This is a genomic window from Lacrimispora indolis DSM 755, assembly GCF_000526995.1.
GTDB classification, from domain to species: Bacteria; Bacillota; Clostridia; order Lachnospirales; family Lachnospiraceae; genus Lacrimispora; species Lacrimispora indolis.
The window spans coordinates 3785996-3810459 of sequence record NZ_AZUI01000001.1 but is presented as its reverse complement, the minus strand read 5'-3'; the positions used below and the strand labels follow the sequence as shown (position 1 = coordinate 3810459).

At 45.4% G+C, this 24464-nt stretch carries 16 protein-coding genes; 2 read left to right on the top strand and 14 right to left on the bottom strand.

What is annotated here, in order from left to right; translation table 11 throughout:
* Window positions 1-77: 77 nt before the first annotated feature.
* Window positions 78-1421 carry an ABC transporter substrate-binding protein gene (locus tag K401_RS0118225; protein ID WP_024294302.1) on the bottom strand — a complete coding sequence of 448 codons (1344 nt, stop codon included), beginning with the start codon at window positions 1419-1421 and terminating at the stop codon, window positions 78-80.
* Between the two features lie 251 nt (window positions 1422-1672).
* Here K401_RS0118225 and K401_RS0118220 point away from each other — a divergent pair, with 251 nt between their 5' ends.
* Window positions 1673-2314 carry a helix-turn-helix transcriptional regulator gene (locus tag K401_RS0118220; RefSeq protein WP_024294301.1) on the top strand — a complete coding sequence of 214 codons (642 nt, stop codon included), beginning with the start codon at window positions 1673-1675 and terminating at the stop codon, window positions 2312-2314.
* 130 nt (window positions 2315-2444) lie between these two features.
* Here the strand turns inward: K401_RS0118220 and K401_RS0118215 are convergent, their stop codons facing one another.
* From K401_RS0118215 to K401_RS0118200, 4 genes are read right to left on the bottom strand one after another with little or no spacing between them, the layout of a single operon-like run.
* Complete coding sequence (locus K401_RS0118215; protein ID WP_084492918.1) at window positions 2445-3665, bottom strand: Wadjet anti-phage system protein JetD domain-containing protein; 1221 nt, start codon at window positions 3663-3665, stop codon at window positions 2445-2447.
* Window positions 3631-7014 (bottom strand): ATP-binding protein, encoded by a 3384-nt coding sequence (locus K401_RS0118210; protein ID WP_024294299.1) that lies wholly within the window; start codon window positions 7012-7014, stop codon window positions 3631-3633. Before K401_RS0118210 ends, K401_RS0118215 begins: the two co-directional genes overlap by 35 nt.
* Entirely contained in the window at window positions 6995-7645 is a 651-nt protein-coding gene (locus tag K401_RS0118205; RefSeq protein WP_027352396.1) for a DUF4194 domain-containing protein, read from the bottom strand. Before K401_RS0118205 ends, K401_RS0118210 begins: the two co-directional genes overlap by 20 nt.
* A complete protein-coding gene (locus K401_RS0118200) occupies window positions 7635-9002 on the bottom strand; it encodes a Wadjet anti-phage system protein JetA family protein (RefSeq protein WP_024294297.1) in 1368 nt (455 codons plus the stop codon). The genes K401_RS0118205 and K401_RS0118200 overlap by 11 nt, the downstream gene beginning before the upstream one ends.
* A gap of 418 nt (window positions 9003-9420) precedes the next feature.
* Between K401_RS0118200 and K401_RS0118195 the strand changes: the two genes are divergently transcribed.
* A complete protein-coding gene (locus tag K401_RS0118195; protein ID WP_024294296.1) occupies window positions 9421-11622 on the top strand; it encodes a helix-turn-helix domain-containing protein in 2202 nt (733 codons plus the stop codon).
* Window positions 11623-11634: 12 nt separating this feature from the next.
* On the opposite strand, the gene K401_RS0118190 is transcribed toward K401_RS0118195, so the two are convergent.
* From K401_RS0118190 to K401_RS0118150, 9 genes are all read right to left on the bottom strand, one after another.
* Window positions 11635-13335 carry a DUF4091 domain-containing protein gene (locus tag K401_RS0118190; protein ID WP_024294295.1) on the bottom strand — a complete coding sequence of 567 codons (1701 nt, stop codon included), beginning with the start codon at window positions 13333-13335 and terminating at the stop codon, window positions 11635-11637.
* Window positions 13336-13358: 23 nt separating this feature from the next.
* Complete coding sequence (locus tag K401_RS0118185) at window positions 13359-14183, bottom strand: carbohydrate ABC transporter permease (RefSeq protein WP_024294294.1); 825 nt, start codon at window positions 14181-14183, stop codon at window positions 13359-13361.
* Complete coding sequence (locus K401_RS0118180) at window positions 14180-15061, bottom strand: carbohydrate ABC transporter permease (RefSeq protein WP_024294293.1); 882 nt, start codon at window positions 15059-15061, stop codon at window positions 14180-14182. Before K401_RS0118180 ends, K401_RS0118185 begins: the two co-directional genes overlap by 4 nt.
* Window positions 15062-15133: 72 nt before the next feature.
* A complete protein-coding gene (locus K401_RS0118175) occupies window positions 15134-16453 on the bottom strand; it encodes an ABC transporter substrate-binding protein (RefSeq protein ID WP_024294292.1) in 1320 nt (439 codons plus the stop codon).
* A gap of 732 nt (window positions 16454-17185) precedes the next feature.
* Window positions 17186-19177: an ATP-dependent zinc metalloprotease FtsH gene (ftsH, locus tag K401_RS0118170; protein WP_024294291.1), complete on the bottom strand. Its 1992-nt coding sequence runs from the start codon at window positions 19175-19177 to the stop codon at window positions 17186-17188.
* Window positions 19178-19320: 143 nt separating this feature from the next.
* Complete coding sequence (locus K401_RS0118165; RefSeq protein WP_024294290.1) at window positions 19321-20301, bottom strand: ABC transporter permease; 981 nt, start codon at window positions 20299-20301, stop codon at window positions 19321-19323.
* Window positions 20302-20316: 15 nt separating this feature from the next.
* Window positions 20317-21417 (bottom strand): ABC transporter permease, encoded by a 1101-nt coding sequence (locus K401_RS0118160; RefSeq protein WP_024294289.1) that lies wholly within the window; start codon window positions 21415-21417, stop codon window positions 20317-20319.
* Entirely contained in the window at window positions 21410-22942 is a 1533-nt protein-coding gene (locus K401_RS0118155; protein ID WP_024294288.1) for an ABC transporter ATP-binding protein, read from the bottom strand. Before K401_RS0118155 ends, K401_RS0118160 begins: the two co-directional genes overlap by 8 nt.
* Before the next feature lie 114 nt (window positions 22943-23056).
* Window positions 23057-24337 (bottom strand): BMP family ABC transporter substrate-binding protein, encoded by a 1281-nt coding sequence (locus K401_RS0118150; RefSeq protein ID WP_024294287.1) that lies wholly within the window; start codon window positions 24335-24337, stop codon window positions 23057-23059.
* Between the last annotated feature and the right edge of the window lie 127 nt (window positions 24338-24464).

Here is a 24464-nt window from a genome sequence, read left to right as displayed (position 1 = left end):
TTTCCCCTTTCAAACATGAAGATCAGGGCACTGCAATATGCAGATTTCTGCTTACAGCGCCCTTAATATGTGAATTGTTATTTTAAGTTTGCACTCTGATCAGTCAGTGCTTTCAGTGCCTCTTCAGGAGTTTTGGCACCTGAGTAGACGGTATCCAATGCGGCATTAATCATAGATATGTATTCATCATAATCTGCCATTGCCGGATACTGAATACCCTTTTCCAGTTTCAGCGCATCAATAAATTCTGCAAATCCGGGAACTGCCTTGATATCAGCATCATCGTATAAAGCTTTTACAGCCGGAAGATTTCCTGTTCCAAGGTCAATGATCTTGGCGCCTTCCTGACTGCAGAGCCATTTTGTGAAATCCCAGGCTCCTTCTTTGTTTTTAGCCATTGCAGGCACTGCCACGGAATCAGTTTCGTAACGGCTGGTTCCTCTTAAATCTGGGTTTGCCTCTGTTCCGGGGATCAGGGTAATTCCGTAATCAACGGTTGAATTAAAGTTTTTCATCATGGTCGGCAGCCAGGAACCGTCGAGACGGAACAGCTGCTTGCCCTGGAAAAACATATCCTGCTCTGTATAACGGTTTGTATTTGCCGTTCCGATAAAGCCATCCAGTGCTTTTCCGCCAAACTGGTTTCTGTATTTTACGTTCATATTAAGGCTGTCTAAAATGCCTGCATTATTCGGGGTAACATTAGAATCCTCATCCCACCATCTTCCGCCAAAGCCATAAATCAGTTCCTGTCTGGCAGATGCATATGGGAATAAGGGATATCCAAGCACCTCAATATTTCCGCTGCCGTCTACCTTTGTAGCCTTAACCGCCATCTCATACATCTCTTCCATGGTTTTGGGCGGCTCGGTGTAACCGGCTTCCTTCAGCAGTTCCTTGTTGTAATACATCTGGATGGTGTAAGCATCAAGAGGAAGGGCATAAAGTTCTCTGTCAATGGTATTTGCATTCACAGACTGCTCTGAATAAATGGAAGTATCGAAGGATTCCTTGTCTGCATATGGCTGCAGGCTTTCCAGCAAGCCATTCTTCTGATACTGAACCACGGTCTGGTTGCTTATTTTGATGACATCAGGTGATTCGTTGCTGCTCATGGCTACAATAACCTTCTGGGCATCCGTGACGCTTAAGCCTTCCACTTTATAATTGCTCTGGGAAGCGTTGTACTCACTGATGGCTTTCTCATAGACAGCCGCCTCATCCCCTGTGTTGTTGTACCAGAAGGTGATCACCTGGGCTTCCTTGTTTTCTGCCGGGGCTGATGTTTCCCCAACCGTCGTCTCTGCGCCGGCTGCTGTAGTCTGCGGAGAAGTGGTCTGTGTTGTTGAACCGCCGCCGCAGCCTGTAACCGCCAATGCAGCCATACCTGCAGCCATGATAATACGTATTGCTCTTTTCATAAATTACCTCCTTATAAAAGTACGCTTTGAACTTTTTGTTGATTATCTTTCAACATTTTGTTTAACTCATAATCAATATATACTATATTTCTTATCTTTTGTCAACAATAATAATCCAGTATATTTTTATTTTTTGTTTGTTTTTTATAATCTTTCTTTTTCACTTCAACAAATAATGTATTATTACTGGACTTTATCTCACATTTCATTTATAATTCATTTAGACATTTTGTTGAAAGGATAAAATTACTATGGGATATGTTTCTGATAACTTAAACCTGTTGTCTGATATCGCCAAATGCATTGCAATGCAATTTGGAGAAAACTGTGAAGTGGTTCTCCATGATCTCACCCTGCCCTATGACCAGACCATCGTCGCCATCTGGAATGGGCATGTGACCGGAAGAAAGGTGGGAGACGGCGGCACCAATGCGGGATTGGAGATCTTAAAAGGCTCTGCATCACCGGATGATCAGTACAGCTATATCAACGCCACCCCCACCGGCCGTATTTTACGTTCTTCCAGCAAGTACTTTCGAGACGAATATGGAAAAGTCAACGGAAGTCTGTGCATCAACTTAGATATTACTGATATGGTTAAATTTGAAAACACCTTACGGTCCTTAACCTGCTCCGGCTCCACCACCATCCCTCAGACTCCGGAACTGTTTGTGGGCAATGTTGATGAGCTTCTGGAAATCATGATGAAAGAAGCCGTAAGCATGACCGGAAAATCTGTTGGGAATTTAACAAAGGAAGAGAAGGTGGCTGTTGTCCATAACTTGGATGACAAGGGATTTTTCCTGATTAAAAAGGCTGCTGAAAAACTGGCCGACTTTCTGGGGCTGTCCAGATACAGCATTTATAACTACTTGAATGAAAGTACTCATTGATTTAGTGCAATTTTGCAGATGAAAAAGAGGTTCTTCCAAAAGCCTTGATATGGCTTTAAGAAGAACCTCTTTTATGTAAAGATGAAGGCAGCCTGAGAATGCCGGTGAGATATCTTTTCATCCTTAACTCTTATTCTGTGAACAGGAAGCTCTCCTGTTCAATTCCTATTCCTGTATGATAAATCACCTGAGCCAGCTTTTTCAGATCCTGTTCCTGTATTTTCCCTTCATCAAGCATTGCTTTCAGCTTTTCCTGCTTTGATGGTTCCAGCCGGTAACCATATCTTGAATATTTTTCCCATGTTTCCACATTCATGTTCAGAGGCTTTAGCCTGGGGAATATCTGGTTTCTGATAAACTCAAAAATCCGTATTCCACCGTAATCCAGATCTCCAGTGTGATAAAACCTCACTTCATCTTCCGGAAGAACCGAGACCAGCTCTGCAAGAACCCTCCTCTCGCCAGGAGAAAAATATCCATGAGAAAATAAAACAAGGGTCTCTTTCTCATAAGGAAGCGTCATGTAATTGGCCTTATTTTCTACGGTTATGACTTTCCTTATGTTCTGTTTTGCCACTATGGAAACCCTTTTAAGAGTTTCGCTGTTTAAAACTGTTCCATAGGGAAAAAGAGATAAATCAATCACATGATCATTGATTTTGACCAGCAAATCCCCTTTTAGGGATAATTCATCCCCATAATGATCCAGGTAAATCTGAGCCAGGATCTCTGACTCAGTCATATTATCATCAATGATATCATAATACTTCCCGGCAGCTGATGCCACATACTTCTGCATCTTTTCTTCGAAAACCTTGGAACCTCCTAAATACTGCTTGCTGAACACCCTTTTATACACAGATCCTTCCAGTCTGTCAATCCCAAGAAAGCATTTAAAATTCAATTCCCTGTTTTCAGAGTTAAATTCCTTCGGTTCTTTTCCTTTTCCTGCCTCCAGACTTTTAAGAACATCATCGTAATAAGCCTGAATCCATGGCTTATGAATCTTTTTCACCTGCTCTTCTACGGCTTTCTTAATCTCTTTGATACGGTCTGACTTTGGAATTTTGCCTGATATCTTATAAAGTTCTCTTACACTGCAAAGAGAATAATTTACCGTATAAATATCCGACCTTCCATTTATGGACTTAGGCTCACATTGTATAAGCCCCATACTTTCTAATTCCTCAGCCTGCTTTAACAAATTCTGTTTCCCAACAGCATCCAGATGCTCCTGCTGAATGTTAATATTTCTATTCCCTTTTGCGTTCTCCCGCCAGTTCACAGTACTGTCTTCAATTTCATCAATAATTACATCAATCAGTGTCTGCATTAATCTCCTCATCATCATCAAGCTCCCTCATCAGTTCCGGAAAGCTTTCCCTCTCAAATTCCTGAATGGATATGGATTTTTTATTTGGATTGGCGAACACAAAGGTTTTGTCCACATTCTCCACATAATTCTGGATCTTGTCATTGGTTGCACTGATAATGGCCTGGAAGCCCAGTCCCCGGATCAGCTCAATGCAGCTTGCCACCTTCTCCGCATCCATCTTGGAAAACGCCTCATCAAGCACCACCAGGCGGAGGGTCGGATTCCTCTGAATCTTGGGAGATAAGCTGATCCGGTAAGCCTGGGCAAAGCTGGCCAGCAAGGCCACGTAAAGGGGGTTCTGCCCCTCACCTCCGGAATTCTTCTTAATCATTTTACTTAACCGGATCTTAATAACTTCGTCCTCGTTCTGGATGATCTGCTGCATATCAAAGGATAAATAGGTCCGGTAATCCGCATACTTATCCATGTTCCGCTTGGCCTCATCCATCTGCTCTGCCGTGGCGTTTTCCGGCGGAATGAAAATGTTTATCAAGTCATTGATCATTTCCCCGTACTGGCTCTCATGTTCCATGGTGAACAAGTTCATCTGGTTATCCAGGGAATCCGTAAGATGGGCAGGATTTACTTCCAGGGAATCATCCATGAACATGTCATAATATCTTCCGTCCGCTCCCTTATTCCTTCCGATGACAAACTGGTACTTATCCTTGCCGAAATCCAGCTTGCTGATGATCCGATTCAGCTCATCCTTTCGCAAAAGCGCATCCCGTATGGCGCTCCGGATCTTGAACATGAAGTCATCCTTAAAATGAAGAACAGCGGACTTTGCCTGCTCAGCAGCCATCTTTTTATATTCTTCCAGACTGCCGCACTCCATGATCTCAAGAAGGCGGTCATATTCCTCATTATCCTTTGCTGTGAGAGAAAAGTTCCGGTTGGGATATTTTCTTGCGTAATCGCCCCTGGCACCTACAAGGGTCTGGAATGCCTGGTCGCGGGCATCTTCAGCCTCCCTGCATTTTCCCCAGAATTTATTCTTCAATTGATCGTATCGGTGAGTTTCCCTGCTTTCTAAAAATTCCCTTACTTTATCTTCCAGTTCTTCATCCGGTTCCAATTCCCGTTCTTTTAAGACCAGCTCCTCCTGCAGCTGCAGGGATTCCCTGCGAAACCGTTCTATTTCACTGTTGATGCCAAAGATCAGTTTATCAACCGTTCTCTGTTCTTCCCGTTTCCTATCGCAAAGCTGCAAGACGGCTTCTCTTTCCTTCACCCATTCCTCTACATCCTGGGCCTTCAGCTTTTCCAGCTTCTGTTCCAGCCGCCTGATCTCTTTTTCCTTTTCCTTAAAGGCCGCCATATCCTGCCGCCACTCTAAGTAAACACTAACATCCTCGCTTAAGCCCTCCATGGATAAAATCCGGCGGCATTCCTTTAGGACCTGTTCCTGAGGCTTTTTCTCCTCTTCCATGGAAACCAGGTTCTTTTCCAGAAGACGGATCCTTCTCCTGACGCTGTCCTTGCCGATGTAGGCAAATTTCGTGTAATTATCAGGATTCATATGCTGCAGCCGGAAGGTATGGTACAGCATACAGTCAGGGGTCACCCCGATCCGGCAGCGGCGCAGTTCTGTGAGGCTCCGGCACTTGACGACCTTTCCCAAAAGCAAGTCAATATACGGCTGTAAATAAGCCTCCCTCACAATGATCTCTTCTGAAAGGCCTCCTTTTTCCACTTCATAGGAATTCCGGCTCACCCGTTCCGTGTCCAGGACGGCCACATTGAAATATTCCGCCTTGTCCAGCTCTCCGTAAACAGCCATGGCCGTTTCCGAATAAGCCGGGGCAACTACCAGGGACAGCTTGTTATTTCCCAGATAGCCTTCCACCGCATTTCTCCAGGACTCATCCCTGATATCCAGAAGATCCGCAAGCACATGGACCTCCACCGCCTTGCCGGTTTCCTCTAAAAGCCGCTGCTGGATCAGAGATCTGGCACGTTCCAGATACTTTGGATACGCCTTGTTTCCGGCCTTTAGCTGGGCCAGCTCTTCACTTGTCTGGCGCTCCTTTTTCCGGATGTCCCGAAGGATCCCTTCCGCCTCTTTCTGGGTTTCTTCCGTTTCCTTACGCATTTCGGCAATGGACCGTTTTAAGCGGTCCAGCTTTTCCTCATCAATGGTATTCTTTTCAAATTCTTCTATGTCCCATATGGTCTGGTTGGAGGTGGCCTCTTCGTCGATCCATTCCTTTAGCCGCTCTCCTGTCTGTGCCCACTTAGCAGAGCTTTTGCTTAAATGGCTTAACAGCTCCCTTGCAGACTCCAGCTGGTTTTTCAAATCCTCATAACCGGTGGAAGAAATCCGGCGGAGCAGCTCATTTCCCTGAAGGGTTAAATCTTCCATCTGCCTTTCCAGGGCCGCCTTTTGTTCTTCCTGGCGGCTGAGGTCTTCCCTTGCAAGACCGGACTTGTCCGTCAATGCCTGAATCCTTGCCTGATAATCCAGAATCTCCATCTTGCGGAAGAAATACGTATTTTCACCTATCTCCTCTTCTTTTTCCCGGACGGCTGAGAACTTTTCCTTCATTTCCTTTAAATAAGCGATCTCCACGCCAGTATCTTCGATCTTCTTTCGCATCCGCCCGTACTGCATGACGCTTTCCTGCATGTCCTCAATGTGGATGTCCTGTTCCATGCAGATGTATTCCTTCACAAAGTCTTCCAGCTTGATGTTCATGCGGAAGGGAATGGCCCGTTTAAACAAAAGAGGAAATTTTTCCGAATCCAGGCCGCCTAAGTACACGTCGTACAGCTGCCTGCGGAACCGCTCATTATGGGAGGTTGCAAAATAATCCTCTTTGGCATAAAGAGTCTGTAAATAAGCCGACACCTCCTGGGTAGTCATGGTCCTGGAACCGGTCCGGTAGCCGTTTTCCCAAAGAGGGCCTTTATGCCAGAAAAACTTTCTGGATATTTCATTGGTGGCCGTTTCCACGTCAAAGACGATTCCAATGCACTGGCATTCTTCCGTATCCGTCCGTTTCAGCTCCAGCACAATGGTGGAGGAAAAATTCTGGTTCCTTAAATAGGCGAATTCGTTGTTTTCACCGATGTTCACCATGCCCCGCAGATATTCGATCAGACTCCTGTCAGAATCATCGGCCGCAGCCTTGTTAAAGAATCCCCTGCCATCAGTATTGGCATAAAGGAGAATCTGCATGGCATCAATGACCGTGGACTTTCCGCTTCCGGAATGACCGGTGAAAAAATTGATCTCCCGGTTAAAGGATAAGGTCTTCCTGGTGATATAATGCCAGTTGTTAAGGAGTATCCTGGACAGGGCTTCAAATTTCTGGTTCGTCATCGTCATCTTCTCCTTCCCCAAATGATTCCAGCAGGGCCCGCACATCATCTCCCAGGAGCACCACATTGATGCAGGGATAGATGATCATACGGCTGTCCCCATCTAAATCCTCCAGAATATCCAAAGGCTCTAAAATTTGATATTTCTTTAACAAAGTAATTGCCCGGCGAATTTCTGTGGGGGAAGGCTGTTTCTTAAATAAGCGGTAATTTCCCAGCTTTTCATGGATCTCACTTAACGTGGTGTAAATGTTCACACTAATGGAAACTGCCGCCATCTGCTCATCATAGATCAGTTTTAAGATCAGTAAATAAAGGGTTGCCAGCTTGGGAAGCTTGTCCCCCACCGTGTTCTCTCCCTGGATATAAATAAGGCCCAGCTGGCTGTTTTCTAAAACTTCCACCCCGCTGACGGCAAAGTAGGCCCTGATAAATTCCAGATGCTTGTTGCAGATTTTAAATTCCGGGTTATAGGCAAACCGGCTGGTACGCTTGTCATACTTATGCTCCAGCACAAAGGTCTGCTGCAAGAGAAGCCTTAAGCCTAACCTTACCTCTTCCTTTTCTCCCTGCCCCAATGCGTCATAATATGGGATCTGGCTGATGATGCCAGCATTTTCTTCATAGGTCATGATTCGTCCTCCTTACAAATACCAGCCTTGGATAGCGGTATCTGCCGTTGTCAATGAGCTCTGCCTCCTGATTCTCCACCTGATACAGACTTTTCCTTCTGGTAGAGTAATCATAGGCCAGGATCAGCTTTTCAAATTCCTCAGGGGAACTGACCGTATCTTCCTTTACCTCCATACGGCCGTTTTCCAGATGAGCCTCTATATAGGTTTCAATCTCTTTCCGGCTGTAGCGGCTTTTTAAGCGGTTTAAATCCAGGATCTCTTCCATGGTAAGCTCCGCAGGCTCTTCCTCAGGCATTAAGTTCTCCTTAAAGCCTGACCTTGCCCTTCTCTTTTTGTAGAGAGATTTTTCAGAAAGGAGGGATAACTGGGATAAATTCATGCGGTATCCCACTTCCTTTACGGCTTCATCCTGGTCCTCTGTTTCGGAAAGATGATTTAAAAGCCTGATTACAAGCCCCTTCATATTGTCTTCCTGGTTTAACAGATAGTTAAGCCTTGTAACCGTTGCCCGGATATACCGGGAATGCTCCTTATCCATGTTGGCAATGCGGTGTTCAATGTCGTCAAATCCTCTTTCGATCTGATCCAGCTTTTCTGCAATATCCGCTGCCGTCACCTTTTGCCCGCTGCGGCGGCTCATCTGTTCCATCCATTCCACATCTTCCCGCATGGAACTGATCCAACGCTTGATATCATTTTTGTACAGATAGAAATTATCCGAAGTTTTCAGCATGTGGTATTTCTTTTTTACTATTTCCTCCACATATCCTTCTAAGTGTTCTTTTAACAATTCCCCATATGCCCTTTGCTCCAAAAGACTTGCAAAGAATTTATCCATGTTGTGAAGCATGTCCTGTAAAGTCTTGTTAAGGCGCTTTGTATTGACATAAGCTGTGTTTAAAAGGCTTACGCCGGCCCTGGGATCATTTTTCAGTGAAAAGAGGATAGCGTAGACGTTCTGGATATAAATCTGGGTCTCATCCTCTTCGTCATTTGCCAGCTTTAAAAAAGCCTCGATCATGACGGCTGCATAATCAGGAATCACGATATTCACCGCCATGGAGGCATAATCATCCACTTTCCGAAGCCAGCCGGCCCTTAGCAGCCAGTTTAAGACCCTGACCGCGGTAGGCTCTAAGGCATCCGCCTCATCTTCCAGCTCATCCTGCCAGATGACCAGACGCTTTGCGGTAAAATATTCCTCCAGGACCTGAATGCACACCTCACGGCTTAAAAAGTAATTGCTGTATTCATATTCCTCATTGATTTTTAACAATGCTTCTATGTAAGTGGACCGGTTGATGGAACGGAACAATCCCCAGAACCGGTCGGGTATTTCATTCATCAGTATCATTTGTTTCGCTTCATCTCCTGTTTTTCTGCTTTTCTGATTCCAGTCATGAAATAACGGCTTTATTCTGTAAAAGCGGACAAAAAGAAACGGCTATCATCAGTTACGACAGCCGATTGATCTTCGTTTTCACGGGTTCTTCTTTTAATCCAAGGCCTCTTTCATCCTATTATAACAAAAATCCCCATTTCTTACAATAAAATTATACTTAAACGTCCGGCAGACTGCTGTCCTCAGGGTGGTTACCTGTCACATGTATCGGGTTTCATCTTTCAAAAGATTGCCTCGCTGATACAGTGCCTCAGCTTTCTTTAGTCCTGTAGCATCAACGATTTTCCATATCTTTCATTGCCCGCCCAAACTCCATATGGTATCATAGAGATTAAATACAAATGATATTTGGTAAGGAGAATCCCCGAATATGAAATTTAACAATCCAACCTTTTTTAAATGGTTCAAATCAATCCTGCTGGTTGTTGCAGTGATTTTATTGTTGTGTTCTATTCTGTGCGGCTACATGCTCGTTCTGCTCCGTAACAATGCCATCCAAATGAGCAGCAATTTAACCCAATATATTCAGACAAATATTGATTCCCGCCTGTTTGAGCTGTATAAATACTCCTCCACTTTGGAACTCCATCCTGCCAACATCTATCTTAAGAAATTAAAAACAGCTCCGAAAACCATGGATCCGAAAGTCTATCAGTTCAGTGATCAGATGTTAAACTACAATTATTCCAATAAATTAATTAACAGTATATTCATCTATTACCCAAACCTCCAGAAAATTGTGGGCAATTTAGGCTGTTATGATGCAGACTCCTATTATGCCCTGGATAATCTCCTGTTGTTAAACGGCTATGAACAATGGCTGGAAACCCTCACCATGGAATCAGACAGCGACTTTGCCTATCTGCAGTCAGACAGCCGAAGCCAGTTCTGTTATATCCGGAAGATAAGAAACTCAGAGGAGCTTGCAGGCTATCTGGTTTTTGAGCTGAATACGGATGAACTGTTAAATTCCACCCTCATGACAGAAAACTCCGGGGATCCTCATTCATCTCTTGGTATTTTACTGAATGGCCAGCTGATTGCCTACACAGGAAACAGCGAGGAACTGACCCGGCTTGCCACATTGCTGCCCAATACCTTAAAGGCTCCCGTTATTTTGGAGGAATCCTCTGCCCTGCTGTATGCCAGACCCTCCTCTTTGCAGAATCTGTGCTATTTAAACGTATATTTCCATAAGAAAAACTTACAGCCGGTATATATTACTCTGGGAATCTGCATCCTGGGCATCATCGCCTGCGGAATATCAGGTATCCTCGCTTCTGTACACATCAGCCGTAAGAATATCAGACCCCTCATCAATCTGCTGGATAAAATCGGAGTCATCCCGGATAAAGAAAATGATGAATATGAGACCATTCATAAACGCTTCGACCAGTTAATCAAAGACCACTGGGAAAACACCGAAAAAGTACAGGAACAGCAGTCCCTGATTAACAATTTCTTCTTAAAAACAGTACTTTACGGCGATATGCACAGCGAATATGCTATCTTCAGTGTGGCCAAAAGATGCAATATTTTATTTGAAAATCCACGCTATTTAATTGCCATAGCTGAACCCATTTCCGACATGCCCCAGCCGGATGAAGAACAGCTTTTTACGATCAACCAATATTGCGAAACACACCATTTTGATGTGATATCCTCCTTTCATGAAGGAAATATCGTGATTCTTTTTAATATTGAGGAAACGGTTACACAGAATATGATTTCAAAGTTTATAAAAGAGATGAAGGCAGATGTGTTCGGAGAAGATAAATGGGTCATTGCCCTTGGTTTAGACTATGACGGACTCGTCAATATACAATACAGCTATGCTCAGGCTGTTACGGCCCTGCATTACCAAATCAAACAGGAATCCTCTGTCATCTGCTATAACAACTACATGGAAACGATTACATCACCAGGTTTATCCTATATTGAAACCTTTGAGAACTTCTCCAAAAATATGATCCAAAACGATTATAGCGCCGCACTGGTACTGGTGCCCGCTGTTTTTGACAATTATTTTTCCCAGGAGGATTCCTCTGAAATTACTAAAGTGAAATTCAGAGCCATACAGAATCTTTTGCTAAATGCCAGGCAGAAGGCCAAACGGGAGATTCAGACATCCGGCTGCAGCATTCATACGGCGCAGATTCTGTCCTGCACTTCCCCTGCACAGCTGCGCGAGTATACGCAGTGTATTTTAAAAGAATTGTCAACCCCCTCACAAAGTACAAAAAACAGCACGTCCAGCATAGCCGAACGTGCCAAAAACATCATTCACAGGGATTTTTCCGATCCCATGCTGGGTCTTTACCGGATTTCAGCAGAACTGAGCACCAGTGACTCTTACCTTTCCACTACCTTTAAAACCGCCTTTGGAATCGGTGTGGTACAGTATATCAATTCCCTGCGGATTGAACAGGCCAAAAAACTGATCTGCAATACAAATTTAAGTATCAGGGAAATTGCATTAGCCGTAGGATTTTCCAGTGATGCCTCCTTTATCCGGGTTTTCAAGCGCTACGAGCTGCAGACACCCAACACTCTGAGAAAGAATCAGAGATAAGGACTGGTTCTGTTATGATATCCTCTTAATGATTTCCCGGTTTATCTTCCTGCGCAGTTTAAACAGATAATTACTGCTGGAAGGGTATGACTTAAATGTCATTTTTTCCTTCTCCCCTTCCAGAATCAAAGACTCCACTGTTTCCCGGTTTGATAAGCTTTCCAGCAGTTCCATGGCCCGCAGGTCATACAAAGCTTCCATCTGCACCTGATTCCTGATGGAGGAAACCACACTGCCTTCCTCTCCCGGATACACCAGATAAGGATCTCCTGAAGGAAATGCATAGCCCGCATGGGTTTCCACATAAGGATCAATATGCCGTAGGGAAAAAGCAGAATTATAAAAATTGTAACCCCAGTGCAGGAAGCCTTTGATGCGGTACAGATACATGAGCACTCCCATGATCCGGTTTCTTGCACTTGGCATCCCATAGAACCGGTTTGGCACATCCACACATTGTACGCAGCAATAATACACCCAAAGATCCTCCACACCATGGTCAATAAATGGCTGGATATGGTCATCAGCCGGAATCGGGTGCTCTACGATACCCTGCTTGTAAAATTCGTAGCTGCTGAGCGCATCCACAATGGTATACCCCTCTAACAGATCAGTAACCTGTTTTTTGGCTGTCAGATAGCTTTCCAGATGTTCCTCCCCAGGCTCATCCGAAATATGGAAAAACAGCTGGTTCTTCTCATATCCCAGATCTGCCAGCTTCCCCAGAAGCGCCGGCACAAAGCTTTCCAGAAAACGCCGGTACTCCGGGGAAACAGCTTCTACCTCCCAACCAAAGATCTGCTCCATGCCGTTCTCTGTTTCAGCAATGATCTTTGGTGTGGCATATGCTCCCCACTGGGTAAAGAAGTGGACGATTTCCAGATTCTGAATCCCATATTTCCTGCATAGCTTACACCACCGCTCCAGCTGACTGAATCCGAATCGGTACTGCCCTTCTTTCCGTATCACCTCCACCAGCTGGACGGTTGTCCTGTCCCCTCCAACTGCCGTATCAAGCGGCTGTGTAAAAACAGGCGTCAGCAGCAAGTTGACCCCGCACTCTTCTCCTGCAAAACGGATGTAGTTCTCAACGATCTGCCAATGCGCCTCACTAAAAGCCTTAACCTTGTAATAGTCCGCCAGACAATCCGCGTGGAACCACTCCGTATGCAGAAGCTTCTGCTCCGGCAGGACAGCCGGAAGTACCTGCAGCTGCAAGGTCTGCTTCCAGTTCTGTTCCACTGCATGGGGATTATGGATAATCACGCCGTTTGCACAGGTTGTCATCTCTTCCGCTTCTGCCAAAATCGTTATCTCATGACACCCCGTCTCCAGATTCCCCAGATCAATATCAATCCAGACACTTCTCATCTGACCGGGAACAGGAATCACCATGCCATCAAAAGGCAGCAGCACATCTGGAAACATGCCCGCTTTGGTGGTAATATAATTCGTATCATATTCCGCATAGCAGGGATAATCCGAAGGAACCAGTCCCACCTTCCTCATTCTCGCTTCTGCACCGGATACCTGGATGCGAAATCTCTGCAGCGGCATCCCTCTCTCTCCATCCAGGGCAGTGTATACCAGCTGAAAAGAAACCGTTTCATTCCGGAATCCCTCCAGATTCCAGCCCGGCTTCCAAGTTTCCGGTCTGAAATCCGGAAATACCTTTTCCAGGGAATGTGTCAAAAAGAACTCATAATGTACCATAGCATAAAATCCTCCTTTTATTCTTATCCTTTGATTCCGCTTACCGCAATTCCTTCCACAAACTGTTTCTGAAGGAAAATGTACAGAAGAAATGGGGGCATAAAGGTCAATGTGGAGCCTGCCATCACCAGGCCATAATTCGTTGAATAGCTTCCCTTCAGCGCAGAAATCGCAAGAGTCAGCGTCTGCATCTCTGGCTTTGTGACTATTACCAACGGCCAGAGGAAATCATTCCAACAGGTGATAAAGGTAAAAATCGTCAAAGATACTATAACCGACTTAATCAGGGGTATCACGATAGAAATAAATATCCGGTTCTCACCGCATCCGTCAATTCTGGCTGCTTCCAAAAGCTCATCCGGTATGGTCACCATAAACTGTCTGATCAGAAAAACACCAAAGGCATTGATAACCGGCAAAAAGAGCGCAGGGTACGTATTCATGAGGTCCAGCTTTTTCATAATGGTAAATACCGGGATCAAGGTTACCTGTCCTGGAATCATCAATGTGGCAAGATAGATGCTAAAAAGCTGGTCCCGAAACGGAAACTTTTTTTTTGCAAAAGCATAGGCCGCCATAGAAGAGATGATGCAATTGAGCACACAGGCGGAAACCGTCACAATGATGCTGTTAGTCAGATTAGCAGCCAGATTGAAATTTCGGAACACGCGGTTATAGTTAATAAGGCCGAAATCTGCATCTTTAAAGTTTAAATCCAGAACTGTTTTCTGTGTTAATGAAACCAGCATCATATAGATAAAAGGAGCCGTCGCCAGAAGCGCAGCAAATAAAATAACTGCCCCCATAATGATTTTGAATATCCAGCCGTTCTTGTCCGCCTTCCTCATGCTGTCTCCTCCCCTCTGCCCTTTAATAACAGTTTCTGCATAAACGATATAAGCAGTACAAATACAAACATCAGCAGGGCAATGGCACTTGCATAACCCATGTTATATTCCTTAAATGCTGTATTATAAATTGTCAGCACCAACGTAACCGTGCTCATGCCAGGTCCGCCTCCTGTCATGGTATACACCAGATCGAACACCTGGAAGGACCAGATCGTACCCAGGGTCACAACCAGGAACGTCACACTGGACAGGCCGGGAAGCGTAATATAAATAAATTTCTGTACGGGCGAGGCGCCATCAACTTCAGCTGCTTCATACAAACTCCGGGGAATGTTCATGATTCCCGCATAATAAATTACCAGAAAGTACCCTACATTCTTCCAGATACTGGTAATGCAGATACTGATCAGTGAGGTAGCCTTTCCGCCCAGCCAGTTGATACGAGGAATGCCGAAAAATCCCAGCACAAGATTCACAACACCAGTAGGACTTAACAGAATTGACCATAAGGTGCCAACCAGGATCGCGGAAGCGATAACGGGAATGAATAGCGAACTTTTAACAAAATTCCCGAATCTGCTGCGGAACTGTTCTGCAATAACTGCTGCGAGTATCAACGAAAGCATCGTCTGAACGGGTACTGTGATCAGCGTAAATATGGCTGTATTCTTCAATGACGCCCATATATAAGAATCCTTAAGCATCCTGGCATAATTTTTAAGGCCAACGAACTGTGCCGGCTGCATGACATTATATTTTGTAAAACTGAAATAAACGTTCATGATAATTGGGATTAAAGAAAAGACCATAATCAGTATAAAGCTGGGCAGCACATATGCGATACCGGTTAAAGCCTCTTTTTGTTTGCTCTTCATAGACTTCCCTTCCTTTTGCCTTGATAAAGTTCTGCCTGACGAATCAGATTCCGTCAGGCAGAGCATGGACCATTAATTAATACTTTCAGAATATTCTACTGTTTTTTGTATTGCCTCTTCCGGTGTTAAATCTCCCAGCATCATCAGCTGCAAATTCTTGTATAATGTATCCATAACTTTAAAGGAACCATTTGCAACAGGCAGAGTATGTAAGTATTCATTCTGAGTCTCATACATATCCTTAAACGCCGGATTATCATTATATTCCTCATCCTTAGTAATCGGAGGGAATCCGGCAATCTCTGTATGGAAGCTGGACATCACGGCCGCAGACGTGATGTACTTAATAAGGTCCACTGCTAATTCTTTATTTTTACATGCATTGCTTACAATCAGTGCATCGGATGCTACCCATGTAGCCTTTGTCTTTTTCTCAAAACTGGGGATAAATGACCAGTTGATGCCGGCATCAGTTAATACATCTGCTGATTTTGCATCCATAGAAGCTACTGCTATACGGTCTTCACAGAACTGGGTTCTCACATCATCCCCTGACAACGCCAGACTTTCCTCTGTAAGCACACCGTATTTAAATTTCAAATCATAAAGGAACTGGGCTGCCTCCACTGCTGCTCCATTGTCCATCAAAGCAACCTTGCTGCCGTCTTTATTATAGATATCTCCGCCGGCCTGCCATAAATATGGATAGTAGATGTTATTTAACGCACCGATTGCCGGATCAGCCCATTCCTGCGCAAAAGGTATAACATTTCCCAAATTGGCTTCTTTCACCTGCACCAGCACCTGGGTCAGTTCATCCCACGTCTCCGGCAGCTCTGTAACACCTGCTGCTTTCAGAATGTCCATGTTGAAATATGGAATTCTCGCATTCCCTACAATAAATGGAATGGCATACTGTCCGCCCTTCATGTTCCCCTGATCAAAGTAGAGATAATTATCCTTCTCTTCCTGAGTGAAATAACTGTCTACATCTGCCAGTGTTCCCATTTCAATAAAATCATTGAACATCTCCAGATACATATAGCCTACATCCGGACCTTCGCCGGAGGAGAAGCCTGTGAGATATTTTTCTTCATAATTACCCCACGGTGTAATTTCAATTGACAGTTTTACATTGTTCTCTTCTGCCCAAGGCTCTAATGTTTTAGTCCAGAATTCCTTATCCAGGGAATCTCCGGTCCCAAATGGGGGCATCCATAACAGAAGATTTGTCTTCTCTCCTTTATCCGCTCCTTTTGTGCTGTCTGCATCACTGCTTATACTGCTTGCTGCTGCACTTGTTTCTCCGCCTGCTCCTTTTCCGCACCCTAATAGAGAAACAACCGTTATTGCCGTAACCAACAAAACACCCAATACTTTTTTTGCTTTCATATGCTCGCTCTCCTATCCTGTATTCTCCTTTTATTACTGCTTCGTAAGCACCCTTATCTTAGCAGATTATTTTAAAATCTTAAATGCTCCATTTTTTATCAGGTTAAGCATTTGTCATATAATTCAACAAATAAAACTCGTATTTTATGTGCTCAATTTGCATTTTTTTAGTTTTTGATTTTCATTTTTTGTTATTATGCCGCTTTAATTATTGATTTTTATTGGCCATTATATAAAAATTGTATATTGGGGCAGTATGCAGGCAGCTCTCTCAACTCCCTGCCCCCCAATTCTGAGCGGCAGGCTTTCTTACTCTTTATTGTAAAATGTTCTTCTGCATTATAAATACTTTCTCAAGACTATTTTTCACGTCTTTTTCCTAATGGACCGTAAACGCCTTAACTGAATCTTTCATCAAATTCCAAACAGAACCGCCTCCCCTTTGAAGGTGAGGCGGAATACGCTCAAACACATGCAATGATACATCTAAACCTGCTTGACAAATTCCGGCAGATGGCGTTCCATAAATATATGAAACGCAAGTCATTAAGATGGAGAATATCATGGTACGTAAAAATAAAAAAGCTACAATATAGAAATGTGATTTTTGTTTACCAAACCAAGGGGCTGACATTAGGGGTGAACTAAAAAAGCACCTGATGGTTGTTCCATCAGATGCCTTTATATCCTCTTTCCTATTAAATAAACTTGCTGCCTGATAATCCTTAAGCCTTAATTCTTCACATCTCCCACATCAAAATGGGATTCCTTTGGCTCCTCTTTTTCCTCTATCCAATCGGAAAGGCCGTCTTCCTCTTCCTTTGACTTATTCCCGTTTTCAGAATCCTTATCCTCTTCCTTTGGCTCCGGAATTCCCTTTGCCTCCCGGAATATTTTCATAAATTCCTTACCGGTAATCGTCTCTCTTTCGATCAGGAATTCCGCAATTTTATCCATCACATCACGGTTTTCAGATAAAAGGCCCTTAGCCTCTTCATAAGCCTCCTTTAACATCTTCATGACTTCCTCATCAACCTGGGAAGCAGTGGCTTCCGCACAGTTCATGACAGTCCGTCCGCTTAAGTACTGGTCTTCCTTGGTTGCCAATCCCATAAGGCCGAATTTCTCCGACATTCCGTACTGGGTGATCATGGCCCGGGCCACCTTTGTGGCCTGCTCAATATCATTTGCAGCGCCGGTGGTAACCGTGTCAAAGACGATCTCTTCCGCCGCACGGCCGGCCAGATAGCCTACCAGCATAGCATGAAGCTCTTTTCTGGAATTTAAGAACTTTTCTTCCTCCGGTACATGCATGACGTACCCCAGCGCTCCCATAGTTCTTGGTACTATGGTGATCTTCTGTACAGGCTCTGCATCCTTTTGAAGGGCGCTGACCAGGGCGTGTCCCACTTCATGGTAAGAAACGATGCGCCGCTCTTCCTTATTAAGAACGCGGTCTTTCTTCTCTTTACCTACAAGAACCACTTCCACCGCCTCAAATAAATCCTTCTGGCACACGGAATGGCGGCCGTTTTTTACAGCCAGGATAGCGGCTTCATTGATCATGTTGGCAAGGTCAGAACCAACGGCTCCTGAGGTTGCCAGAGCAATGGAATCCAAATCAACGGTATCGTCAAGAAGTACATCCCGTGCATGAACCTTTAAAATATCCACACGTCCCTTTAAATCCGGCTTATCTACAATGATCCGGCGGTCAAAACGGCCGGGACGGAGAAGGGCGGGATCCAGGATCTCAGGACGGTTGGTGGCCGCCAGAACCAAAAGTCCCTTGGAGGAATCAAAACCATCCATCTCTGAAAGCAGCTGATTTAAGGTCTGCTCTCTTTCATCATTTCCTCCGCCAAATTTGGAATCACGGCTCTTTCCAATGGCATCCACTTCGTCAATGAAAATAATACAGGGAGCGGATTCCTGGGCCTGCTTAAACAAATCGCGGACACGGGAAGCTCCCACGCCTACAAACATCTCTACAAAATCAGAACCGGACAGAGAATAAAAGGGAACATGGGCCTCACCTGCAACCGCCTTGGCAAGCAGGGTTTTTCCTGTTCCGGGAGGTCCCACAAGAAGGGCTCCCTTGGGAAGCTTTGCCCCGATTTTTGTATATTTTCCGGGATTATGGAGAAAATCTACAATCTCAGTCAGTGATTCTTTTGCCTCATCCTCTCCCGCAACATCCTTAAAGGTAATTCCTGTTTCCTTCTGCACATAGACCTTGGCGTTGCTCTTTCCAACACCCATAAGTCCCCCTCCGCCTACTCTGCGCATCATGAAGTTTAAAAGGAATCCCATGGCTGCAAATAAGAGCAGATAACTGACAATGGTCTGAACGAAAAAGTTGCCGTCCCGGCGGGTTCTTAAGGTTTCCACTCCAGCGGTCCGAAGTCGTTCCGCAAGATTTAAATCGTTGTCCATCCTTACCGTATAATAAGTAACTCCAGGCTTATATCCCTCCCAGGTCTTCTTGGGATTTATGGTGATCTTTGAATCCTCTACATTAACCGATTCCACCTGCTTTTCATCTACCATATTCATAAAGGTGTCATAACTCAGTTCCTTATTGGTCCTCGTTGTAATCGCGTTGTGCAGGTAAGAGATCCCTGCTACCGCAATAAGAAATGCGATGACCCATATGGCAATTGCCTGGGTATTCTTCGGCATCTTGTTATTGTTATTATTATTATTTTGATTCTTGTTATCCATCTGTGTGAATTCTCCAATCCGGATAGATTCTACCCATTCTATACCTCTATCATTATAGTGTCAGTCTCCCCATAAATCAAGAAAAGAATTATAAAATCCTTATAAACACCCAGGCTGGTTTTATTTAACAGCAATGATTTTTTTTAACGTTCTTCCCGGAAATAAGCCTGCCCCAGACTTGCCGGCGGCTGATGTTCCCTTTTCTTTCTTAAACTGGTAATAATAAGTACCACAATGGTAACCACGTAAGGCAGGGCCTTGAATATTTCCTGGGCGTCCCGGTCAAGTCCCGGTATGTAAAGGTAAAGAATGTATAATCCCCCAAACAGAACCGAACCCCAGATGGCATTCACAGGCTTCCAGAGGGCAAAGATAACAAGCGCTATGGCAAGCCAGCCCCTGTCTCCGAATCCATTATTGGTCCAGGTACCGCCGGAATATTCCATGACAAAATACAGGCCTCCCAGTCCGCTTAATCCCCCGCCGATGCAGGTTGCCGCATACTTGTAGGCTGTTACGTGGATGCCCGCCGCATCCGCAGTTGCCGGGCTTTCTCCCACAGCTCTTAAATTCAGCCCTTTTCTGGTTTTGTTTAAGAAAAAGGAAAGTAAGACTGCCAGAGCGATCCCCAGATAAGTCAGAAAGCCGTAGGAAAACAGCGCCTGCCCAATAAATCCCAGCTTTGACATCCCCGGGACCGGTGTCTTAAAGGCGGCTCCGGTCACTGAAACGGAAATCTGTCCCACACCTCCGGCAAGCTTTGATAAGGAGCCTCCGAAGAAATTTCCGAAACCTACCCCAAAGGTGGTGAGGGCAAGGCCGGTCACGTTCTGGTTGGCTCTTAAGGTAATGGTCAGAATGCTGTAGATCAGCCCGCCAAAAGCCGCACATAAGAAGGCACATAAAAAGGAGATCACCACGCCTGCCAGTCCCTTTGGATCTGATGTGGAATTTTCATATAAAAATGCGCCGATCAGGCCTGCAATGCCTCCCATATACATCATACCCGGAATTCCAAGATTTAAGTTGCCGGATTTTTCCGTGAGGATTTCTCCCAAAGCACCATACAGGATGCCGATTCCCTGTCCGATGGCCTTTTGTATAAATATAACCAAAAATCCCATGTGTTCCTCTCCTCTCTACGCTGCTGCGGACTGTTTTCTGCTCCGGATCTTCACCTTGTAGTCAATAAAAAATTCACAGCCCAGAATAAAGAACAGAATAATTCCTGTTATTACATCGGAAGCATTTTCATTTAAATTGAACTGAGAAGCGATCTGGCCTGCGCCTTTTTGCATGAAAACAAGGAAAAAAGATACCATGATCATGGAAAAGGTGTTGAACTTGCTCAGCCAGGAAACAATGATTGCCGTAAAGCCTCTGCCTCCTGCTGTGCTGGTGGATATGGTGTGGCTGGCTCCGCTGACTATGATAAAGCCTGCAATTCCGCATACTGCCCCTGACAGGGCCATGGTCCTTAATATTACTTTCTTTACGTTGATTCCTGCATACCGGGCCGTGTTGGTGCTCTCTCCCACAACAGAAATTTCGTATCCGTGTTTGCTGTATTTTAAATAAAGAAACATAGCTGCCGCAAGGGCCAGAACGATCACCAGGTTCCAGCCGTATTCCAAACCAAACAGCTTGGGAAGCCAGCCTCCCTTTGTGGCGGAATTAATGGTTCCAACGGAATTGGATCCTTTGGGGTTTTCCCAGAAAATGATCCCATAGGTGACCACCTGCATGGCCACATAATTCATCATCAGGGTAAACAGTGTTTCATTGGTATTCCAGAAAGCCTTAAAAAAGGCCGGAATGGCGGCCCAGGCCATGGCGGCCAGAGCGCTTCCAAAAAACATCAGGGGAAACAGGGCAAAGGCCGGAAGGGAATTTCCAAAATGGATCATCATGGCTGCAGAAGTAACTCCGCCTATGAGCACCTGTCCTTCCGCTCCGATATTCCAGAACCTCATTTTAAATGCAGGGGTGATGCCTATTGCAATGCACAAAAGGACCAGGGTATCCCGGATGGTCATCCAGGCCCGCCTCTTTGTGCCGACAGCCCCTTCAAAAATCCCTTTGTAAACCTCCAGGGGATTTAGTCCTGTAAGGGTGATGATTACTGCCCCGCAGACGATCAAAGACAGCAGAACCGCAGTCAGTCTGATGAGCCATGCCTTCCAGGATTCCATGGTCTCTCTTTTTGCCATTTGAAAAACCGGTTCTTTTCCCTTACTCATTTTTGCCACCTCCTGCATTCATCATCAGTTTCCCGATTTCTTCCTTGGCAGCTGTCCTGCCATCCACAATGCCGCTTATCCTTCCGCCGCACATGACAAGAATCCGGTCACACAGCTCCATGAGCACATCTAAGTCCTCACCCACGCACAGGACTGCTGTTCCTTGTTTTTTCTGTTCGTTAAGCAGGCTGTAAATGGTATAGGAGGAATGAATATCTAAGCCCCGCACCGGATAAGCCACCAGAAGCACTGCAGGAGAAGAAGAAATCTCCCTCCCCACCAGCACCTTCTGAACATTTCCGCCTGACAGCCTCCTCACAGGAACAGCGGTTCCAGGAGTCGCGATCTCCAGCTCCTGAATGAGGCGCTCTGCCAAAGCCTTTGGAGCTTTCCTGTCTGTAAAGAAGGAGCGCCCTCCTTGATAGCTTCTTAACATCATATTATCCGTTAAGTCCATGGAACCTATGAGTCCCATGCCCAGCCGGTCTTCCGGCACAAAAGAAAAACGGACTCCGGCCCTTGCTATTTCAGCTGCCGTCATGGAAGTCAGTTCCTTTACTCCCCCGGCCGCCGGATAATATGAAATGGAGCCTTCTTTTGCCGGTATCAGCCCGGCAATGGCCTCTAAAAGCTCTCTCTGGCCGCTGCCTGCCACACCTGCGATACCCAGGATCTCCCCGCCGGCAGCCGTAAAGGAAGCATTCTCCAGAGTCTTTACTCCTTCCCTGCTGATGCAGGTAAGTCCCTTGACATCCAGCCGTTTTTCCGGTGATATTGGATCAGGACGCTCAATGTTTAAGGTTATCTTCTTTCCCACCATCATCTCTGTTAAAGACTCTTCCGTGGCTTCCTCCGTGGGGATGGTTCCTATGTACCGGCCCTTGCGCAGCACGGACACCCGGTCAGACAAGGCCAGCACTTCATGAAGCTTATGAGTGATGATGATAATGGAATGTCCTGCCTTTCTCATGTTGCGCAGAACCGCAAACAGCCGGTCTGTTTCCTGGGGCGTTAAAACGGCAGTGGGTTCGTCGAGGATCAGAAGGTCCACTCCACGGTATAAAAGCTTTACGATCTCAACGGTCTGCTTCTGGGAAACAGACATGGTATAGATCTTCTGATCCGGATCCAGCTCAAAGCCATATTTTCCGGTAAGGCTGTTTATTTTTTCCCCAACAGCCTTACGGTCCAGAAGCTCCTTTCCCGGAAGTCCCAAAATGATGTTCTCCGCAGCAGTAAGTACTTCCACCAGCTTAAAATGCTGATGGATCATGCCGATCCCTAAGTCAAAGGAATCCTTGGGAGACCGGATGGTGACCTCTTTCCCATCAATGGCAATCTGTCCCTCATCAGGATAATAAATGCCGGAGATCATATTCATAAGGGTGGTCTTCCCGCTTCCGTTCTCACCAAGAATGGACAGAATCTCTCCCCGCTTTACAGACAGGCAGACGTTGTCGTTGGCAGTTACTTTCCCAAAACGTTTGGTGATGTTTTTCAGTTCAATGGCATAATTCTCTTTCACCACACTAACCTCCCTTTCCCACTTCCTGTATTTTCCATTCTCTTATTTAACCGCAAAAAGCGGGGCCGGAATCTCCGGCGCCGCTTTTAAGCCTGACTCATTCCTCCGTGACATTTAATTTTCAATGGTGGTAATGCCATCAATCAAAACATCAAATGCCGGCGCGGAACCATGCTCAGACTCATGGAAATAACCATCCTCGATATATTCCACATCGCTTCCGTCCTTTTTATAGGTTTCCAGCGTTTCGCCTCCAACAGTAAAAGCAGAGGTATCAAACACATGAAGAGTGCCTGCCTTCAGGGCATCTTCCACTTCCTTCACCTTTTCCTCTGTTCCGGGAGCGATTGCGTCCTTATTAAGCTCTGTTATGGAATTTGCTCCTTCCTTGTAGCCCTGACACCAGTCTGTGTCAAAGGATTTGCCGTCAATGACGCTCTGTACTGCATAGGTCACATATGGGCCCCAGTCAATGGAAGCGGAAGTAAGTGCCGTTTTCGGTGCGGTGGCTATCATGGAGATATTGTAGCCCACACATGGAACGCCGGCAGCTTCACAGGCAGTAGGAGCTCCGGTGGTATCCGCATGCTGGCTGATCAAAACACAGCCGTCGGAAATCAGGGCATCAGCAGCCTCTTTTTCCAAATCAAAGCTTGCCCAGCTGTTTGTATATTTTACTTCCATCGTTGCTTCCGGACAGATGGAACGAACTCCTAAAAAGAAGGAGGTATAGCCGCTGATGACTTCAGCATAGGGGTAAGCGCCTACGTAGCCGATCTTAACCGCATCCTTATTCACCTTACCCTCTTCGATCATCTGGTTTATTTTAAGACCTGCAACAACACCGGATACGTAGCGGGATTCGTAAACATTGGTAAAATAGTTATGCATGTTGCTTAAACCGCTTAAAGCAGCCTGATATCCGGTTGCATGGCAGAACTGCACATCTGGATACTCCTTTGCAGCTTCCAGCATATAGGACTCATGGCCAAAGCTGTTGGCAAAAATTATGCTGCAGCCCTGGTCAGCCAGATCCATGGCTGCATCCTTACAGGTTTCATCCTCCGGAACATTCCATTTTACGATGATCTGGTCATCAGACAGGCCCAGCGCTTCCTTCATTTCCATTGCACCCTTATAATGAGCAGCCGTATATCCTTCGTTTTCATCACCGATATAAATAAAGCCAACCTTTATATCTTCCTTGGCGATCCCTCCCGTGGAAACAGCTTCCTTTGTCTCTGCCCCAGTGTCAGCTTCTTTCTCAGTTTCTGTTGCCTGTGCTTCCGTCTTTTCTCCGGCGGCAGTGGACGGGGCTGCAGAATTTCCGCAGGCTGATAAAGACAGAGCCATAAGACTTGCCAAAGCCAGACAAACCAATTTCCTTAATTTCATAATCTTCTCCTCCTTAAACATAAGTTCCGGCCAAATACAAAAAGCGCCAGGTTCCGCTTTGGGCTCACCTGACGCAATTGTCACGACCTTATAAAAATAAAATACACCCCCCTAGTATAGACATCCT

Coding starts and splice junctions, on each gene's coding strand:
- K401_RS0118175 (WP_024294292.1), bottom strand. CDS start 16,453: ATGAAAGCAAAAAAAGTATTGGGTGTTTTGTTGGTTACGGCAATAACG.
- K401_RS0118210 (WP_024294299.1), bottom strand. CDS start 7,014: ATGACGAACCAGAAATTTGAAGCCCTGTCCAGGATACTCCTTAACAAC.
- K401_RS0118225 (WP_024294302.1), bottom strand. CDS start 1,421: ATGAAAAGAGCAATACGTATTATCATGGCTGCAGGTATGGCTGCATTG.
- K401_RS0118180 (WP_024294293.1), bottom strand. CDS start 15,061: ATGAAGAGCAAACAAAAAGAGGCTTTAACCGGTATCGCATATGTGCTG.
- K401_RS0118195 (WP_024294296.1), top strand. CDS start 9,421: ATGAAATTTAACAATCCAACCTTTTTTAAATGGTTCAAATCAATCCTG.
- K401_RS0118190 (WP_024294295.1), bottom strand. CDS start 13,335: ATGGTACATTATGAGTTCTTTTTGACACATTCCCTGGAAAAGGTATTT.
- K401_RS0118150 (WP_024294287.1), bottom strand. CDS start 24,337: ATGAAATTAAGGAAATTGGTTTGTCTGGCTTTGGCAAGTCTTATGGCT.
- K401_RS0118160 (WP_024294289.1), bottom strand. CDS start 21,417: ATGAGTAAGGGAAAAGAACCGGTTTTTCAAATGGCAAAAAGAGAGACC.
- K401_RS0118185 (WP_024294294.1), bottom strand. CDS start 14,183: ATGAGGAAGGCGGACAAGAACGGCTGGATATTCAAAATCATTATGGGG.
- K401_RS0118215 (WP_084492918.1), bottom strand. CDS start 3,665: ATGATGATGAGGAGATTAATGCAGACACTGATTGATGTAATTATTGAT.
- K401_RS0118200 (WP_024294297.1), bottom strand. CDS start 9,002: ATGATACTGATGAATGAAATACCCGACCGGTTCTGGGGATTGTTCCGT.
- K401_RS0118165 (WP_024294290.1), bottom strand. CDS start 20,301: ATGGGATTTTTGGTTATATTTATACAAAAGGCCATCGGACAGGGAATC.
- K401_RS0118220 (WP_024294301.1), top strand. CDS start 1,673: ATGGGATATGTTTCTGATAACTTAAACCTGTTGTCTGATATCGCCAAA.
- K401_RS0118205 (WP_027352396.1), bottom strand. CDS start 7,645: ATGACCTATGAAGAAAATGCTGGCATCATCAGCCAGATCCCATATTAT.
- ftsH (WP_024294291.1), bottom strand. CDS start 19,177: ATGGATAACAAGAATCAAAATAATAATAATAACAATAACAAGATGCCG.